General features: G+C 40.3%; 12 protein-coding genes and 2 tRNA genes. 12 read left to right on the top strand and 2 right to left on the bottom strand.

Annotated elements, in window-relative coordinates; translation table 11 throughout:
* Nucleotides 1-231 precede the first annotated feature (231 nt).
* From ACO6HM_RS11920 to ACO6HM_RS11895, 6 genes are all read left to right on the top strand, one after another.
* On the top strand, nucleotides 232-1,569 hold the full coding sequence (locus ACO6HM_RS11920; protein ID WP_485391249.1) for an ATP-binding protein: 1,338 nt from the start codon (nucleotides 232-234) through the stop codon (nucleotides 1,567-1,569).
* Between the two features lie 183 nt (nucleotides 1,570-1,752).
* Entirely contained in the window at nucleotides 1,753-3,549 is a 1,797-nt protein-coding gene (locus tag ACO6HM_RS11915) for an ABC-F family ATP-binding cassette domain-containing protein (protein ID WP_485391248.1), read from the top strand.
* 1 nt (nucleotide 3,550) lies between these two features.
* Entirely contained in the window at nucleotides 3,551-4,321 is a 771-nt protein-coding gene (locus ACO6HM_RS11910; RefSeq protein WP_485391247.1) for a TraX family protein, read from the top strand.
* A gap of 2 nt (nucleotides 4,322-4,323) precedes the next feature.
* Nucleotides 4,324-5,316, top strand: a complete 993-nt coding sequence (locus tag ACO6HM_RS11905) for a GNAT family N-acetyltransferase (RefSeq protein ID WP_485391246.1) — start codon at nucleotides 4,324-4,326, stop codon at nucleotides 5,314-5,316.
* Nucleotides 5,317-5,326: 10 nt separating this feature from the next.
* A complete protein-coding gene (locus tag ACO6HM_RS11900) occupies nucleotides 5,327-5,503 on the top strand; it encodes a DUF4250 domain-containing protein (protein WP_485391245.1) in 177 nt (58 codons plus the stop codon).
* Nucleotides 5,504-5,704: 201 nt separating this feature from the next.
* A complete protein-coding gene (locus ACO6HM_RS11895) occupies nucleotides 5,705-6,541 on the top strand; it encodes a DegV family protein (protein ID WP_485391244.1) in 837 nt (278 codons plus the stop codon).
* 4 nt (nucleotides 6,542-6,545) lie between these two features.
* On the opposite strand, the gene ACO6HM_RS11890 is transcribed toward ACO6HM_RS11895, so the two are convergent.
* Nucleotides 6,546-6,618 (bottom strand) — tRNA-Thr (locus ACO6HM_RS11890).
* A gap of 92 nt (nucleotides 6,619-6,710) precedes the next feature.
* On the opposite strand from ACO6HM_RS11890, the gene ACO6HM_RS11885 reads away from it, so the two are divergent.
* From ACO6HM_RS11885 to ACO6HM_RS11860, 6 genes are all read left to right on the top strand, one after another.
* A tRNA-Arg gene (locus ACO6HM_RS11885) sits at nucleotides 6,711-6,784 on the top strand.
* Between the two features lie 152 nt (nucleotides 6,785-6,936).
* Nucleotides 6,937-7,962 carry a type I glyceraldehyde-3-phosphate dehydrogenase gene (gene gap, locus ACO6HM_RS11880; RefSeq protein ID WP_208428091.1) on the top strand — a complete coding sequence of 342 codons (1,026 nt, stop codon included), beginning with the start codon at nucleotides 6,937-6,939 and terminating at the stop codon, nucleotides 7,960-7,962.
* Nucleotides 7,963-8,221: 259 nt separating this feature from the next.
* Nucleotides 8,222-9,433, top strand: a complete 1,212-nt coding sequence (locus ACO6HM_RS11875; protein WP_485391243.1) for a phosphoglycerate kinase — start codon at nucleotides 8,222-8,224, stop codon at nucleotides 9,431-9,433.
* Nucleotides 9,434-9,572: 139 nt separating this feature from the next.
* Entirely contained in the window at nucleotides 9,573-10,319 is a 747-nt protein-coding gene (tpiA, locus tag ACO6HM_RS11870; protein ID WP_485391242.1) for a triose-phosphate isomerase, read from the top strand.
* Nucleotides 10,320-11,041: 722 nt separating this feature from the next.
* Entirely contained in the window at nucleotides 11,042-12,535 is a 1,494-nt protein-coding gene (gene thrC / locus ACO6HM_RS11865; RefSeq protein WP_485391241.1) for a threonine synthase, read from the top strand.
* A 298-nt stretch (nucleotides 12,536-12,833) separates the two neighbouring features.
* Nucleotides 12,834-15,770, top strand: coding sequence for an Ig-like domain-containing protein (locus ACO6HM_RS11860; RefSeq protein WP_485391240.1), 2,937 nt, complete (start codon nucleotides 12,834-12,836; stop codon nucleotides 15,768-15,770).
* A 737-nt stretch (nucleotides 15,771-16,507) separates the two neighbouring features.
* Here the strand turns inward: ACO6HM_RS11860 and ACO6HM_RS11855 are convergent.
* Nucleotides 16,508-17,229, bottom strand: a 722-nt coding sequence (locus ACO6HM_RS11855; protein ID WP_485391239.1) for an Rpn family recombination-promoting nuclease/putative transposase, incomplete at its 5' end; no start/stop codon positions are given.

Below are 17,229 nucleotides of genomic sequence, written 5' to 3'. Positions count from 1 at the left end.
AAAAAGAAAAAAAGGAAAAACATTTTTTGTGTCTACTTTTCTTGACTGCTACAAAACGATATTCAGACTTTGATAAAACGGTAATAAAATGATATTCAGACTTTGATAAAACGGTAATAAAATAAAGTTTAGACTTTGACAGAACGGTAATTTATAGATATAATAACTTTGATAAAACGGTAATGAAATAAATTATGAATACAGAAAATCAGCCTATTGCGGAGGTTAAATATGTTTAAAAGAAAAGCGTTTGAAAAGTTGAAATATTGGAAAGAAAAAAAGGCTCCTAAGTATGCTGTACTTTTGGAGGGCGCAAGGCGCGTGGGTAAATCTACAATTGCAGAAGAATTTGCGAAGAGGGAATATAAGTCATATATAAAGATTGACTTTGCAAATGTAAGAAAAGAAATTCTTGATGTGTTTGAGGATATTGCAGAACCTGATATATTTTTTCTTAGATTGCAGACTGCTACAGGGATTAAACTGCATAAAAGGGAATCAGTAATTATATTTGATGAAATTCAACTTATGCCCAAGGTACGTCAGGCTATTAAATATCTGGTAGCAGATGGGAGATATGATTATATTGAGACAGGCTCATTGATAAGCATAAAAAAGAATGTTAAAGACATAGTTATTCCATCCGAGGAGATAAAAATACAGGTATATCCTATGGACTATGAGGAGTTTATGTGGGCAACCGGGAACGAAACCTATCAGGTTTTGAAAGAACTATATAAACGAGGAAAGGCAGTCGGAAATTCCCTAAATAGAAAACTAATGCGGGATTTTAGGGTGTATATGGCGGTAGGGGGAATGCCACAGGCGGTAGCAGCGTATGTAGAAGGGGAAAATTTTACTGAAATAGATGAGGTAAAGAGAGAGATAATCAACCTTTATAAAGATGATTTTTTTAAGATTGATGGTACAGGGCTGATAGGGAGAATGTATGAGAGTGTTCCTACACAGCTTGCAACAGATAAGAGAAGTTATGTAATATCAGCTGCTACGGGCAAAAAGAAGGTTGATAAAGATATAGAAAGATTGTACAACATGCTGGATTCAAAGACAGTACTGCCTTGTTACAATGTTCTTAACCCAAGTGTTACGCTATCTCAAACCATGGATAACCAGACATTTAAGTTATATTTGGCAGATACAGGGCTGTTTACAACTATGATATTTAGTTCATCAGGAGAAGCTGGTGAGAATATTTACACAAAGCTTTTAAGTGATTCTCTTCCGGCGGATCTTGGATATCTATATGAGAATGCAGTAGCTCAGGTGATAAATGCCGCAGAACGACCTCTTTACTACCATACTTGGAGAAAGGATAATGTTACGCGTTACTTTGAAATTGATTTTCTTGTTGCATCAAAAACAAAAATAGTACCTATTGAGGTCAAATCTTCCGGACTTGGAATGCACAAATCAATCACAGAATTTCAGAGAAAGTACTCGAAAAATACTGCGGCGCCAATTTTACTATCGCAAAAGGATGTAGGTCAGGCTGAAATGTTGAAACTGTATCCAATTTATATGTTGCCGTACATACTTGAAGACTTATAAATACAGTAATAATAGCTTAATACATACCTATACAACTTGTGATATTTACAACAAAGTTTGATGTATGATATTATAGGACAGAAATTCACGCACTCTGAATATATGGTACTGCTACGGACTGTCTGGCTGATAGGGCAAATCACAGGAGATGCGTAATAATTTGAGAAAGATTTAGGAGATAATATGAATCTACTTACAGCAGAAAATTTATCGAAAAGCTACAACACAGATAAGATACTTTTTGATAATATTTCTTTGGGCATAAACGAAGGCGACAAAATAGGCCTTATAGGGATAAATGGAACAGGCAAGTCCACCCTTCTTAAGATACTTGCAGGAGAAGAGGAGGCAGACAGTGGCAAGCTAACCAAGGGGAATGCTGTCCGCATAGCCTATCTCCCGCAGAATCCTGAGTTTGACGAGGGTGAAAGCGTTATTTCGGAGGTAATAAAGGGGAAAAAGGCTAAAAATGAATTCTGGGACATCGAGGGAGAGGCAAGGAGCCTGCTTGCAAAATTTGAAATAGAGGATGTGGAGGCCAAGGTAGGCACACTTTCAGGCGGTCAGAAAAAGAGGGCTGCCCTTGTGCGTACCCTCCTTGATGATGCAGACATCCTCATCCTTGATGAGCCTACCAACCACCTGGATACAGCCATGTCTGAGTGGCTTGAAGACCATCTTAAGAAGATGAAACAGGCCCTCCTCATCATCACCCACGACAGATATTTCCTTGACCAGGTGACAAACAGGATAGTTGAGCTAACTCATGGCAAGCTTTATTCATACGTGGGAGGCTATATGAAGTACCTCGAGCTTAAGGCAGAGCGTGAGGAAATGGAGATAGCCACCGAAAGGAAGAATGCCGCCCTCTTTAAGAAAGACCTTGCTTGGATGATGAGGGGTGCAAGAGCCCGTTCAACCAAGCAGAAGGCCCATATAGAGCGTTTTGAGGAACTTAAAAACAGGGATAAGATTGTAGTGGATAAAGAAATTGTGGTTGATTCAGTATCAAGCCGCCTCGGTAAGCAGATAATTGAGATTGAAAATATTTCAAAGGCTTACGGAGACAAGACATTGTTTGCTGATTTCACATATCTCTTTAGAAGGATTGACAGAATAGGAATTATTGGGAAAAACGGCTCAGGCAAGTCAACCCTTCTTAAGACTATTTTAGGAGAAGTAGCACCTGACAGTGGAAACATTATCATCGGTCAGACAGCGAAGATAGGCTATTTTTCTCAGGACTCAGGAGAGCTTGACCCAAGTCAGACCGTAATAGAGTCAGCAAAAGACATAGCAGAGTATGTGCAGACGAAGGATGGAACCATATCGGCTGGCAAGATGCTTGAGCGCTTCCTCTTTGAAGGTGCTATGCAGTATACCAAAATCGAGAAGCTTTCAGGTGGAGAAAGAAGAAGGCTTGCCCTCTTACATACCCTCATTTCTGCTCCCAATATACTTATCTTAGACGAGCCTACCAATGACCTTGATATCACTACTCTCTCAATCCTTGAGGACTATCTTGATAACTTTGATGGAGTGGTTATAACAGTTTCTCACGACAGATATTTCCTTGACAGGGTGGCAAACAGGATATTCTCCTTTGAAAATGGTCTTATTAAGATATATGAGGGAGGATATAGCGATTATCTCTTAAAAGCAGAACCACAGTTTGAAGAGGTAAAGACAGAGAAAAAGGAAAGCGATGCAAAAAAAGACTGGAAGGCAAACAAGGCACCTAAGCTTAAGTTTACCTATGCTGAGCAGAAGGAATTTGACACCATAGACGAGGACATTGAAAAGTTGAATGAAAGTCTTGCAAAGTTAGATGAAGAAATAGCAGAAAATGCCTCGAGATACAGCAAACTTGAGGAGCTTATGGCTGAAAAAGAAAGCCTTGAAAAAGAGCTTTGCCATAAGGAAGAAAGATGGATATACCTTACAGAGCTAAATGAGAAGATAAGGGCAGGGGGTAAATAATATGCAGGTGACATCATTTGTACTTAAGATAATTGCAATTATATCTATGCTTATAGACCACATGGCGGTTGCTCTTTATGAGGTTATTCCCGGCGACATGTGGGACATTTATGATGTTGGCAGATGGATAGGAAGGACTGCATTTCCTCTATTTTGCTTCATGATAGTTGAGGGATATTATCATACAAGGAATAAATGGAGGTATTTAGGCAGCTTAATTTTTCTTGCAATTATTTCAGAGATACCTTTTGACGCATTGATAGCCAATAACGGCTTCGTCCTAGAATACAGCTCGCAAAACGTGTTTTTCACCCTTGCCCTGGGACTCTTTGCCATTATTATAATTGACGGAGTAAATGAGAAGGTTAAAAATATCTTTTTAAGTAAAATACTTCAGCTTGCGGCTGTCTTGGTGATTCTTGTCAGCTCGCTTCAACTTTCTGCTGACTACGGTATAGTAGGGGTAGTGCTTATTTTATTCATCTATTATTTTGAAAAAATGCAGGCAGGTCTTGCTAAGATAAATGAAAAATTTGCCTCTGATAAGACTAAATTCGTACTTGCGGGAATAGCTGTTCTTATTTGGCTTGTCAGTTACGACTTTCTTGCAGGAAGGGTAAGTGAAAGTTTTGGCTTCCCGGCTGTTGTCCTTATTATGCTTTACAACGGGCAGAGAGGGAGCTACAAGATACCTAAGTATGTATTTTACTTCTTCTATCCTGTCCACCTTATAGTGCTTTGCCTGATTAGAAAAGCCTTGGTAGGATACTAGCTATGGGAAATGAACTAAAATTCGTGCTCGCCTCTCTTAGTGGCCTGCCTGAAAAGGAGAAGGGCTTTGTCAGGAAAATGCTAGATGATTTCAGGAAAATGGGTATTAAATCTGTAAGGGATGAAATCTTAGATGTGAATTATCCTGTAAAAAGTCCAATAAACCCTTATAATGAGATTAAAAAAAACTATTTGGATAGTCCGCCTGAGCTTGAAAAAATATCTACAGACTCTGTAGATAAGCCAAATATGGCTTCCGAGATTGGCAGTATACATTTGACAATGAAAAATGCCCAATATGAACTCCAAGACGGTTTAATTATAACTTCAGCAGCCAACTTTAATGAGAGCCTGCTAGCCTCAGGCTTAACTACGGTTGTTTATGATAAAAACCTTGGAAGCGGCTTGCCCTATGGCTTCGATCTTATAGTGGATAGCTTTGAAGATATCGATATAGACTTCCTCATAAGGCTCTTTAAGCATAAAAACAAAATTCCATGTATGATTGCAGAAACTAAGAGAACTGTTATAAGGGAGCTATGCGAAAAGGATATCGATGAAGTCATTAAAATAAGCAGACAAGAGCATGTCATAAAGTTTGTAGAAGATGGTAGAGTGCCTGAAGAAGAGCAAAAAGAGAAGCTCCTTGCTTATATTGCTAACATATATAGCTTTTATGACTATGGCATCTGGGGAATATTTGATAAAGCAGATGGCAGCCTGATAGGTCTTATCAGCCTTGATTTCCTGGCCGATGCCGAAGAAGCTCGGTATGAAACAGGGTTTTTCATCCGAAAAGAAAGACTGGGGCAGGGCTTTGCAAAAGAAGCCTTAGAAATGGTGATAAACTACGCAAAGAATAAGCTATCAGCCTCAGAACTTATGGTGGTTACAGACTGTGATAATAATCCTGCTAAAAGCCTGCTTGAAAAATCCGGATTTACAGTGCTTAGCCAAAATGATAAGATAATATACGTAAAACAATTAGAGAGTTAGGAGAGTGAATATGGAATTGCCTAAGGATGCCACTATACTTTTAAGCTTTGTAAACACCAAGCTTAGAGATTTTTATCCAAGTCTTGATGAATTCTGTAAGGCTACAGGGGTTGAGAGAGGATATATAGTTGATAAGCTAAGAACGATAGGCTACGAGTATGACGAGGGACTGAATAAATTTGTGTAAATGTTTACTCGCAAAGTATATCTTTTTATTGTATAATTGACTTCGATAAAGAAATAATGTCATGATAACATAACCCCCTAAAGAGTTGCAGCTCTTAGGGGGCTTTGTGCATTTAGGAGAAATTTGTAAAAATCCGCTTTAAATATGTGGCTTCCTATGCTATGATATGTAGTAATGAAAACTACATGTTAGGAGATAGCGATGTCATACGTAATTTTATGCGATAGTGGAACTGATTTAACCCCTGAATTAAAGGCAAGAGAAGAAGTAATCAAAGTACCCTTGACCTTAACTCTCGGAGATGAGAACTTTATAGATGATGATAACCTTGATGCGATGGATTTCCTCCAGAAGATGAAAAACTACCCTGACACTCCAAAGTCAGCCTGCCCTTCCCCTGAAGAGTACCTAAAGCATTTTAACAAGGCAGATGAGGTATACATAATTACCCTTTCCTCCAAGCTGTCAGCTTCGTACAACTCTGCAAAGATAGCTGTAGATATGTACCGTGAAGAAAATGGGAAAAGCAGGGTATATCTAATAGACTCAAAAGGCGCGTCTGCATCCCAGACTCTCCTTGCCAATAAACTAATTGAACTTAAAGAAGCAGGACGAAGCTTTGATGAGATAGTAAAGGAAATAGAAGTATTTAATGCAGCAAAGGATACTCTCTTTGTGCTTGAAAGCCTTGAAAATCTCAGGAAAAACGGAAGACTCACCGGAATAAAGGCATTTATCGCAGAGGCACTCAATATAAAGCCTGTCATGATGGCGGATAAAGAAGGAAACATCATAAAAGCCGACCAGGCAAGAGGCATAAACAAGGCATGCAGCGTGATAGCCGAACTAACTGCAAAGCAGGCAGACAAGTCAGGAAGCAGGGCTCTTGTGATATCCCATTGTAGCTGCCTGGAAAGAGCAGAGAAGATAAGGGATATGATAACCGAGAAACATAAGTTTGACAGAATAGACATAGTAGAAACAGGCGGCATAGCCACACTCTATGCGTCAGAAGGCGGCATTGTTATAGGCTGTTAAAAAAGGCTACTGATCGGACTCGAACCGACGGCCTGCTGATTACGAATCAGCTGCTCCACCAACTGAGCTACAGTAGCAAATTGCCTTGCTATTATACATTATAAAAGATAAAAAGTAAATAGCATAATGACTTTACAAAGAATTATAACTGTGTTATAAAACTAAGTATGCGCTTGTAGCTCAGCCGGATAGAGCACCGGCTTCCGAAGCCGGGTGCCGCAGGTTCGAATCCTGTCAGGCGCATGTTTTGTTGTTTATTATAAAATTTCACAAAACTTTGGCAAAAAAGTGCCAAAATATAGCGAAATGACACTTGATATTTTTTTCTGTTCAAGTTAGAATAAGAGAGTAGTTTAGTGTACAAACATAAACATATAAATTAGGAGGATTTAAAAATGGCAGTTAAAGTTGCAATCAATGGTTTTGGTCGTATCGGTCGTCTTGCATTCAGACAGATGTTCGGACATGAAGGTTCTGAAATCGTAGCTATCAACGATCTTACAGATCCTAAGATGCTCGCTCACCTTCTCAAATACGATTCATCACAGGGTAAGTATGCACTTGCTGACAAGGTAACAGCAGGAGAAGACAGCATCACTGTAGATGGCAAGACAATCAAGATATACAAAGAGAAGGATGCAAACAACCTTCCTTGGAAAGAGCTCGGAGTAGACGTTGTACTCGAGTGTACAGGTTTCTACACAAGCAAAGAGAAGTCACAGGCACACATCAATGCCGGTGCTAAGAAAGTAGTTATTTCAGCTCCTGCAGGCAACGATCTTCCTACTATCGTATATAATGTTAACCACGAGAGCCTTAAGGCTGATGATGACATCATTTCAGCAGCTTCTTGTACAACAAACTGCCTTGCACCTATGGCAAAGGCACTTAATGACTTCCTTCCTATCCAGAGCGGTATCATGTCAACTATCCACGCTTACACAGGTGACCAGATGACACTTGACGGCCCTCATCCAAAGGGAGACTTAAGAAGAGCAAGAGCAGCAGCAGTTAACATCGTTCCTAACAGCACAGGTGCAGCTAAGGCTATCGGTCTTGTTATCCCTGAGCTTAATGGCAAGCTCATCGGTTCTGCACAGAGAGTTCCTGTTCCAACAGGTTCAACAACTCTTCTTTATGCAGTAGTAAAGAGCGACAAGGAACTTACAAAGGAAGACATCAATGCAGCTATGAAGAAGGCATCAGATCCTGAGACCTTCGGATACAACGAGGACGAGATAGTTTCTTCTGATATCGTAGGTATGACCTACGGCTCACTCTTTGACGCTACTCAGACTATGGTATCAAAGGCTGGTGACGGACTTTACCTTGTACAGGTAGTTTCCTGGTATGATAATGAGAACTCATACACATCTCAGATGGTAAGAACAATTAAGTACTTCGAGAAATTCGTGAAGTAATGATACAAGCAGCAAAGATAAGCACCAACTGCAAGCTTGCTTGCAAGGGGGTGCGTAATCTTTCGATGCGCAAACAATATGAGTAAGTAGCCGTTTTTCGCAGAAAAACGAGTGGATTACGAATATTGTTTAGGGATTGCGAGAGGCGAAGCCGTAGCAATCCTGTATCATATGAAGACATAATAAACACGCGGTTAAGCCGCCGGGGGCAATGGCTCTCGGTGGCTTTTTTTATAATAACTACATAAGGAGAAAAACAATGGCGGGATTAAATAAGAAAAGCGTTGACGACATCAATGTAAAGGGTAAAAGAGTATTGGTTCGTTGTGACTTCAACGTACCACTTAAAGATGGAAAGATAACAGACGAGAACCGTCTTGTAGCAGCACTTCCTACTATCAAGAAGCTCATAGCTGACGGAGGCAAGGTTATACTCTGCTCACACCTTGGCAAGCCAAAGGGAGAGCCAAAGCCTGAGCTTTCACTTGCTCCTGTAGCAGTTAGGCTCTCCGAGCTTCTCGGACAGCCTGTCAAGTTCGCTGCTGACAACGAAGTAGTGGGTCCTAACGCTAAGGCGGCAGTAGAGGCTATGAAGGACGGAGATGTTGTTCTTCTTCAGAATACCAGATACAGAGCAGAAGAGACCAAGAACGGCGAAGAATTCTCCAAGGAGCTTGCTTCCCTTGCAGATGTATTTGTAAATGACGCATTTGGTACAGCTCACAGAGCGCACTGCTCAAACGTAGGAGTAACCAAGTACATTGATACCTGCGTTGTTGGCTATCTTATGAACAAGGAAATCGAGTTCCTCGGCAATGCAGTTGAGAATCCTAAGCGTCCGTTTGTAGCCATACTTGGTGGTGCAAAGGTAGCAGATAAGTTAAACGTAATCAATAACCTCCTCGAGAAGTGTGACACCCTCATCATCGGCGGCGGTATGGCTTATACCTTCCTCAAGGCTCAGGGCAAGGAGATTGGACTTTCACTTGTTGACAACGAGAAGATAGACTATTGTAAGGAAATGCTTGCAAAGGCTGAAAAGCTAGGCAAGAAGCTCCTTCTCCCTGTTGACTCAGTTACCATAAAAGACTTCCCTAATCCTATAGATGCGCCTGTAGAGGTAGAAGTATATGATTCAGACCACCTTCCTGCAGACAGAGAAGGCTGTGACATCGGTCCTAAGAGTGCTGAAATCTTTGCAAATGAAGTAAAGACCGCCAAGACAGTAGTATGGAATGGACCTATGGGAGTATTTGAGAATCCTACACTTGCAGCAGGTACACTTGCAGTAGCTAAGGCACTTGCAGAGACAGATGCTACTACCATCATCGGTGGTGGAGATTCTGCAGCGGCAGTTAACCAGATGGGATTTGGCGACAAGATGAGCCACATATCCACAGGTGGCGGTGCTTCCCTTGAGTTCCTTGAGGGCAAGGAGCTTCCAGGTGTAGCTGCGGCTAACGATAAATAATAAAAAGATAAAACTAATAATTTATTATTCTACCTGCCTTGTATGCGATAAATGATGATAGAGGATCTTATATATCCGTCATCTAACAATGGATTGGCTTCGTAGATAAGGCTTGTAGATACTTTGAAAGGTTAATACAATGAGAAGAAAAATAATAGCAGGCAACTGGAAGATGAACAAGACCCCAAGTGAGGCAGTTGCATTGGTTAATGAATTAAAAGACTTAGTTAAAAATGATGAGGTAGATGTAGTGTACTGCGTACCTGCCATTGACATCGTTCCTGTAGTAGAGGCAGTGAAGGGAACCAATGTTAAGGTTGGAGCAGAGAACATGTACTTCGAAGAGAGCGGTGCTTATACAGGTGAAATCTCAGCGGCCATGCTTAAGGATGCAGGCGTAGAATATGTAATCATCGGTCACAGCGAGAGAAGAGATTACTTTAAGGAAGATGATGTCCTCCTTAACAAAAAGGTGAAGAAGGCTATAGAGGCAGGCATCACTCCTATACTTTGCTGCGGAGAGACCCTTGAACAGAGAGAAATGGGCATAGCAGTTGACTTTATCAGACTTCAGATAAAGTCAGACTTAAAGGATGTGGCAGCCGCTGATGTAGCTAAGCTTGTAATAGCTTATGAGCCTATCTGGGCTATAGGTACAGGAAAGACAGCTACAAGTGACCAGGCTGAAGAAATCTGTAAGGCAGTTCGTGACTGCATAAGAGAGATGTATGATGATGCTACAGCTGAGAAGGTACGTATCCAGTACGGCGGCTCTGTAAATGCAAGCAATGCGGCAGAGCTCTTCACCAAGCCTAACATCGATGGAGCGCTCGTAGGCGGTGCAAGCCTTAAGGCTGATTTTGGTCAGATTGTAAATTATAAGTAGGGGGTTCTATTCCGTTATAATAACAACACTTGACTTTTTACATTGCTGTGAGATATAATAGACATAGGCAAAAAGAAAATATGTATCCAATAAGATGCGAACACCCTAGAGCTGCAACTCTAGGGTGTTCTATTCCGTCAAGGTGGCTTAGTCCTGTTTAGGCTGGTTGCCTTTTTTCTGTACTCCGTCCAGCCATTTGCAGATATAGTTGGCAACTATACCAGCCACAACGGAGATAATAAAAGAAAATATGCTTTCCAATAAGCTCACCCCCTTTCTTGCCCAGGAGGAGGCAACGTACATATTATAACACATATGTTCGATTTTGTCACATGAGATAATGATTTGACTTCTTAACCTTAATAGGTTATAATTTTGGCATAAAAGATTATTAAGTGTTCCATGAGTTCAAAAAAACGAAAAGCTCGAAGCCACCAACTTCGAGTTTTTCGTTTTTTTAACATAGGAATAGAAAAACCCGGAGGTCCGCAGCTTCCGGGTTTTTCGAGTTTCAAGGAACATATAAAGCTGTCAGCTTTACGCCTGCTTATATTATAAGTCATTGTAACTTAAAAAGTCAATAGTAATTGTATACAAGGTAATTTGCAGGAGTCCCGCGTTTATGCCCCATTATAACAAAATAATATCAGGATTATTCCATATCTATCTTGCCAATTCCCCTCATAAATGCTATCATACAAGACAAAATAAGGAGGTAGAACATGGATATCAAATACGTTAGTACCAGAGGAGATAAAGAAAAGGTCACAGCCTCAAAGGCTATCCTTAGAGGAATAGCACCTGATGGAGGGCTCTATGTACCTGAGACCTTTCCAAAGCTTGATAAGAGCCTTACGGAACTTAAAGGGCTTAACTATAGAGAGATAGCCTACGAAGTGATGAAGCTCTTCCTTACTGACTTCACCGAGGAAGAACTAAAAGCTTGCATAGACTCAGCCTATGATAGTAAATTCGACACAGAAGAAATAGTTCCTATGAAAGAAGCAGACGGACTTACCTATCTGGAGCTCTTCCATGGCCCTACCTTAGCCTTTAAGGATATGGCACTCTCCATACTGCCATATCTGATGGTTACCTCAGCTAAGAAAAACAATCTAAGGGAGAAAATCATCATCCTCACAGCCACATCAGGTGACACAGGAAAGGCTGCCCTTGCAGGCTTTGCAGATGTAGAAGGTACAGGCATCATAGTATTTTATCCAAAAGACGGAGTAAGCCCCTTCCAGAGACAGCAGATGGTTACCGAAAAAGGAAAGAATACCTCTGTAGTAGCCATAGAAGGTAACTTCGATGATGCACAAAACGGAGTAAAGGCAATATTTTCTGACAAAGAACTTGCGGCAGAGCTTAAAGAGAAGGGCTATGTATTCTCTTCAGCCAACTCCATAAATATAGGAAGACTCGTACCCCAGATAGTATACTATGTCTATGCCTATGTGAAGATGATAGAAGACGGAAAGCTAAACCCTGGTGAACTCCTTGATGTCTGCGTACCTACAGGCAACTTTGGCAACATCCTTGCGGCAAGCTTTGCTAAAGAGATTGGACTTCCCCTTGGCAAGCTCATCTGCGCCTCAAACACCAACAAGGTACTCTTTGACTTCTTTAAGACAGGTACCTACGATAGAGACAGGGAGTTCACCCTCACCATATCTCCAAGTATGGATATCCTCATATCAAGCAACCTTGAGAGGCTGATATACAAACTCTGCGACTGTGATGCGGCTAAAAACGCTAAGTTTATGAGCGAACTGGTAAATGAAGGCAAATACACCATAGACAAAGCGATGTCTGCTAAGCTAACTGACTTTGAAGCAGGATTTGCCACAGAAGAAGATACACTTAACACAATTAAAGAAGTATTTGACAAGACAGGCTATGTCATAGATACCCATACAGCAGTTGCAGCATTTGTGGCAAATGAATATAGAAATAAGAATACATCACATAACAAGATTCTCATAGCCTCCACAGCAAGCCCATTCAAATTCGCAGGAAGCGTACTAACAGCCCTGGAATATGACAAAGTTGATGGCTTTACCTCAGAATGGGACAAAATAAGAGAACTTGAAAGACTATCAGGAAAGAAACTCCCTGAGGCGGCCGGTGAGATAGAGAATGCTAAAGTCATCCACAAAGACATCTGTGCCAAAGATGAAATGAAAGCCCTTGTAAAAGAAAAAATATTAAAATAAGCCAAAAAAAATACAATATTGACATAGACTTGCCACAAACAGGGTCTATAATCCGAGTTGTAAACAATATTTAGTCAGTAATCTTTTTAACATAAGATTATAATTTAATAAAAACTTAAGACAAGAATGCTTGACCTTTAGCGAAATTATTGTTATAATCGTTGTGTTATTGGAAAGATTATATCCTGAATCAAGAATCTTGCAGTAAGAAGCACCGCTTAGTACCGGCTATGCGACTGAAAGTAAGGCTTTTGAAGCAGGACATAAGGAAACCCGAATTTAAGGAGGAAGAAAAAAGATGAAGAATTTCAGTAAGAAACTCTCATTCGTAATGGCTACCGCTATGGTGGTAACATCCCTTTACGCACCACAGGGAGCAGAGGCAGCTACAACTAATAAGATTGTAGAGAAGAACAGCAAGAGTGCTGTTAAGAGAAAGAATATCTACATCGGCGGACAGGTTGTAGATTTCGATGCTGTAGTTAAGGGAAAAGTTGTTAAGGATTCTAAGGGTACTTGGAAGTCAAGCGACTCTAAGATCGCATCTGTTGACAAGAACGGTAAGGTAAAGGCTCGTAAGAATGGTAGGGTTACCATTTCTTTCAAGACAAAGGCTACAAAGAAGACTAAGTCTGTTACCGTTAAGATGACAATCGACGCTAGAACAAGAGCATCTAAGATGACTCTTACTCCTTCAGCAGTAGTTGTTAAGGAAGGCGAGAAGTCAACAGTAGGCGTAACATATTCTATCTCAAAGAAGATTAAGGCAGCTGGCGGCAAGGCAACAACTTACAAGCTTTTTGTTGAGTCTTCAGATGAGAAGGTAGCAAAGGCTTATGTAGAAGGCAATAACAAGATTTTTGTAGAGGGTGTTGCTAAGTCAGCTACTCCTGTATCAATCACTGTTTATTCAGCTCAGGTTTATAAACTTGAAAATGCTAAAAAAGTAAAATATAAGCTTACAGAGAAGTTTGACGTTAAGGTAAACGGCAAGTTTGAGGCTAAGCAGGTAAGAGCTAACAAGATTTCTGTAGTTGGTACTAACCTTTCTACAAAGGCAGCTGCTTACGTAGTAAAGAACACCAACGGTATCGTACTTAACTTAAAGGACAACGTAGAGGTTAACGAGGCTGGTACAGTAGCTACTCTTGAGTCAGTAGTTGGCCAGATTCCTGCCGGATTATACACAGTTACTTACGATAAAGAAGACCCAGTTGAGTTTACAGCAGTTAAGCAGATGGTAGAGAAGATCGTTATCGAGCCAGCTGACAAGCTCATCTTAAAGGGTATCAACGATCCTGACAACAAGACAGCTTATGCATACTATAAGGTTCTTGACAACTTTGGTGAGGATGTAACAGAGGAGCCAATTGGCGCTAACATCTATGCAAATGGTAAGCCTGTAACAAAGAAAGGTGAAGTTGAGTTCACAAATAACGGCGCATTCATCCTTGGAAGCACATTTGGTCTTACACTTGTAGACCAGAACTCAGGAAAGACAGCTAATGCTGTTCTTACAGTAAGCAGAGAGTCTGTACTTTCAGAGGCTTCATTCAAGGGAGTATATGATAAGAAGGAGAAGAAGTTCGTTCAGACTCTTAGCGAGAGAGCTGACCTTAATGACTATGCACTTCTTTTCGAAGGTAAGGATCAGTACGGACGTAAAAAGAACAATGCTGATAAGCTTCAGGTAACAATCGCTGGTGCTACAGGTCTTCAGGTTAAGACAGGTAAGGCTACTCAGATTAAGGTAGATGGCGTAGAGTACATGACATATGATCTTACTAGATTTACACAGGGTAAGCTTATGGCTGGTGAGGCTACTGTTCAGGCATTCTCACTTGAGAGTGGTAAGCAGTCATCACCTGTTAAGATTAACGTAGTAGCTGCTACAGAAGTTAAGACTCTTTCTATCAGCAATGGTTCTAAGACTATCGTAGCTGGTGAAGAGGCAGAGCTTTCATACTCAGCAGTAGATGCAGATGGTAAGCCTGTAACAGACTTTGAAGTACTTAAAAGAGTAACCCTTAATGGTGGTAAAGAAGTTAATGGTAAGAAGGGTCTTAGATTTGAGAAGAAGGATGGCAAGGTAGTTCTTATTTATCATCCAGTTGCAGATGCAAATATCGATAGAGCAGTTACAGAGTATGTATCTTATGTAACTCAGACTAACAATGTAGGAAGTGCTGTACTTACTGTTAATACTAAGAGAGTTCCAACTAAGATTAGCGGACTTAAGAAAGATGTTGCTACAGCACTTACAGGAAAAGATGGAGCTGGAAATACACTTAATATTACAGCTAAAGATATTGTATTAAGAGATCAGTATGGTGATGACTTAGATGTTTCAAAGCTTGGTTCAGATTATGATATCTTAGTTAATATTCCTGATGAAGGCAGCAAGGTAAACAACGGATTCAAGGCATACGGTACAAATGCAAATGGTACTTATGTTGCATCATTTGGTGCAATTGCACACAGTAATGCTGCATTAGCTGGCGCAAACCTTGTTACAGCAACTGTTACAAACCCTGCTATTTCAGCATCATTTGGCGTTGAATTGTCACTTATTAAGACAGACGGCTCAAAAATTGTTGATGTCGCAGGAAGTAAGTATTCATTCAGAATCAATGCAGCACCTGTAAAGGATCTTAGGAATGTTATGATTGAGATTCCTCTTGCTAAGGCAGGAGAAACTGCAAAGATTACAGTTAAGGCTACAATTGATGGTAAGCCAGTAGAACTTGTAGAGGATACAGATTATCAGGTAATTAATAAAGCTGTGCCTGCTTCAACTACACTTCCAGTTGGTGCTACCAAGGGTAAGGCTAATGCAACCATTATGCTCTTAGATGGTTCAGGAAAGATATTAACTCAGGAATATGATTATAGCAATGCAGCACCTGTTCTTTCATCTGCTGAGATTAAGGACGGAGCAGATGGTAAGCTTGCTAGTAATGCAGCGATTAACTCTGGTGCAGTTTTAGGAGCTCTTAAATTAAAGGATCAGTATGGTGATCTTGTTACTCCTGCTCTTACAAACGCATTCTTAACATTTGAGAATCTTCCTGAAAATGTGGCTGTTACCAATAATGGTTCTAGTACTGCAACAATTGCAGCCAATGAACTTAAGACAGCACCTACTAGTACTGAACTTAAGGTTGGAAAGGTTAAAATTAAAGTTGCTTTCCCTGGTTCAACCTATGTATTTGAAGATGACTTTGAAATTAAATAATCAAAGCTTTATCGATTCAAACGAGACTGTCTAGGTAGTTTCACATAATCTATAACAAATGCCCCTGTATTTATGGAAACATAGATACGGGGGTGTTTTTCTGTGCATCTAGTATGAAATTGTAATTAAGAAAACATAGCCACAACAGAGCAATTTCTTTGTACCTAGCAGAACACATTTCTAACAGCTTCAGTCCCTAATCCACTTGGTGATAGGAAAGGATAGGAAAAGGAGAAGGCGCAAGGAAAGCCAAAAGCTAAAAGAGACAAGATATGAGGAAGATACCAGAACCACACAGCATAGAATAATAAATTCTAAGCGAGCGCGTTAGGCGAAGCGAAGCGGATGCCGGAGCGAGTCTGAAATTTATTATTCTAGGCGTGACTAGAACAGAAAAAAGAAAAACAACATTAAAAGCGAAAGTATTAGACGTAATGAAGCGGATACCGAAACGAGTCTGAAATTTATTATTCTAGGCGTGACTAGGGTGGCAACCTAACCCCATTACTCAAAACGAACCTAAGATGACATTCCTAAAAATAAGCAAGAGTATCCAGTCAATAGAAAAAATCCCATAAAACAAACAATCTAATCCATACTTCGACAGAACCATGTCGAAGAATAAAAAGAAAATCTGCATTATGGGATTAATAACAACACACAATTGTAAAAAACCTTTATAAGTGACCCCTAATATCGCATATAAGGTATTACAGAAGCTAATAGGGTGTGTAACATTAGATCTGTAGAGTTGCAATTACATCCTCAGAAAGCCCGGTATATTTCATCACAAGCTCAGCAGAAAGCCCCTCTTTAATCATTGTTTTAGCGATTTTTAACTTTTCATTTTTAGCACCACGCTTCTCACCACGCTTCTCACCTAGTAATTCACTTTCCTTCTTTTCATCACTAATAAGCTTCTCAAGGATTTCATTCATAGTCCTACTACCTCCTTCGCTAGACTTTAATATTGACTTTAGTTCACTGGTTACAGGAAATTCATCCTCACTGTAAGTATCATTCTCAGTAAATAACTTCATCAGCCTTGCAGGCTTAGAACCATCATAATTAACAGTATTTACAAATATCTCAGTCAGACCATCCTCTATAACCTGACCTGTTTCCCTAACTACCTTGTCTATGTGGTAGAGTGGGAGACCTCCATCAAAAACATCAAGCTTAGATATAAATACAATGCAGACATCCGGTATAAACTCAAACTTAGTCCCTGTTTCAGCTATGTTTGTAGTTAGGATAGCTGCGTTGTAACGGACTCTCTTTAGATGATTATCGTCATTCGCCTTTTGAACCTCAATATTGATGTGCCTTCCATCACCTGTTACACACTTAGCGTCTAGCACAACAGAACGCCCGGTTAGATTCTTTCCCTGCCACTGCGGGATTGCCTCTATGACGGTAAGCCCATCATCTTCAAGAATAACTCTTAAAATCTCTTCGC

This window comes from Catonella sp. (assembly GCF_057250765.1).
Note: the sequence above shows the minus strand (reverse complement) of the source record. Positions and strands in the feature narration are given on the sequence as shown.

Bases quoted from the DNA above. Each gene is read 5' to 3' on its own strand.
- ACO6HM_RS11920 (WP_485391249.1), top strand. From the start codon at position 232: ATGTTTAAAAGAAAAGCGTTTGAAAAGTTGAAATATTGGAAAGAAAAA.
- ACO6HM_RS11915 (WP_485391248.1), top strand. From the start codon at position 1,753: ATGAATCTACTTACAGCAGAAAATTTATCGAAAAGCTACAACACAGAT.
- ACO6HM_RS11910 (WP_485391247.1), top strand. From the start codon at position 3,551: ATGCAGGTGACATCATTTGTACTTAAGATAATTGCAATTATATCTATG.
- ACO6HM_RS11905 (WP_485391246.1), top strand. From the start codon at position 4,324: ATGGGAAATGAACTAAAATTCGTGCTCGCCTCTCTTAGTGGCCTGCCT.
- ACO6HM_RS11900 (WP_485391245.1), top strand. From the start codon at position 5,327: ATGGAATTGCCTAAGGATGCCACTATACTTTTAAGCTTTGTAAACACC.
- ACO6HM_RS11895 (WP_485391244.1), top strand. From the start codon at position 5,705: ATGTCATACGTAATTTTATGCGATAGTGGAACTGATTTAACCCCTGAA.
- gap (WP_208428091.1), top strand. From the start codon at position 6,937: ATGGCAGTTAAAGTTGCAATCAATGGTTTTGGTCGTATCGGTCGTCTT.
- ACO6HM_RS11875 (WP_485391243.1), top strand. From the start codon at position 8,222: ATGGCGGGATTAAATAAGAAAAGCGTTGACGACATCAATGTAAAGGGT.
- tpiA (WP_485391242.1), top strand. From the start codon at position 9,573: ATGAGAAGAAAAATAATAGCAGGCAACTGGAAGATGAACAAGACCCCA.
- thrC (WP_485391241.1), top strand. From the start codon at position 11,042: ATGGATATCAAATACGTTAGTACCAGAGGAGATAAAGAAAAGGTCACA.
- ACO6HM_RS11860 (WP_485391240.1), top strand. From the start codon at position 12,834: ATGAAGAATTTCAGTAAGAAACTCTCATTCGTAATGGCTACCGCTATG.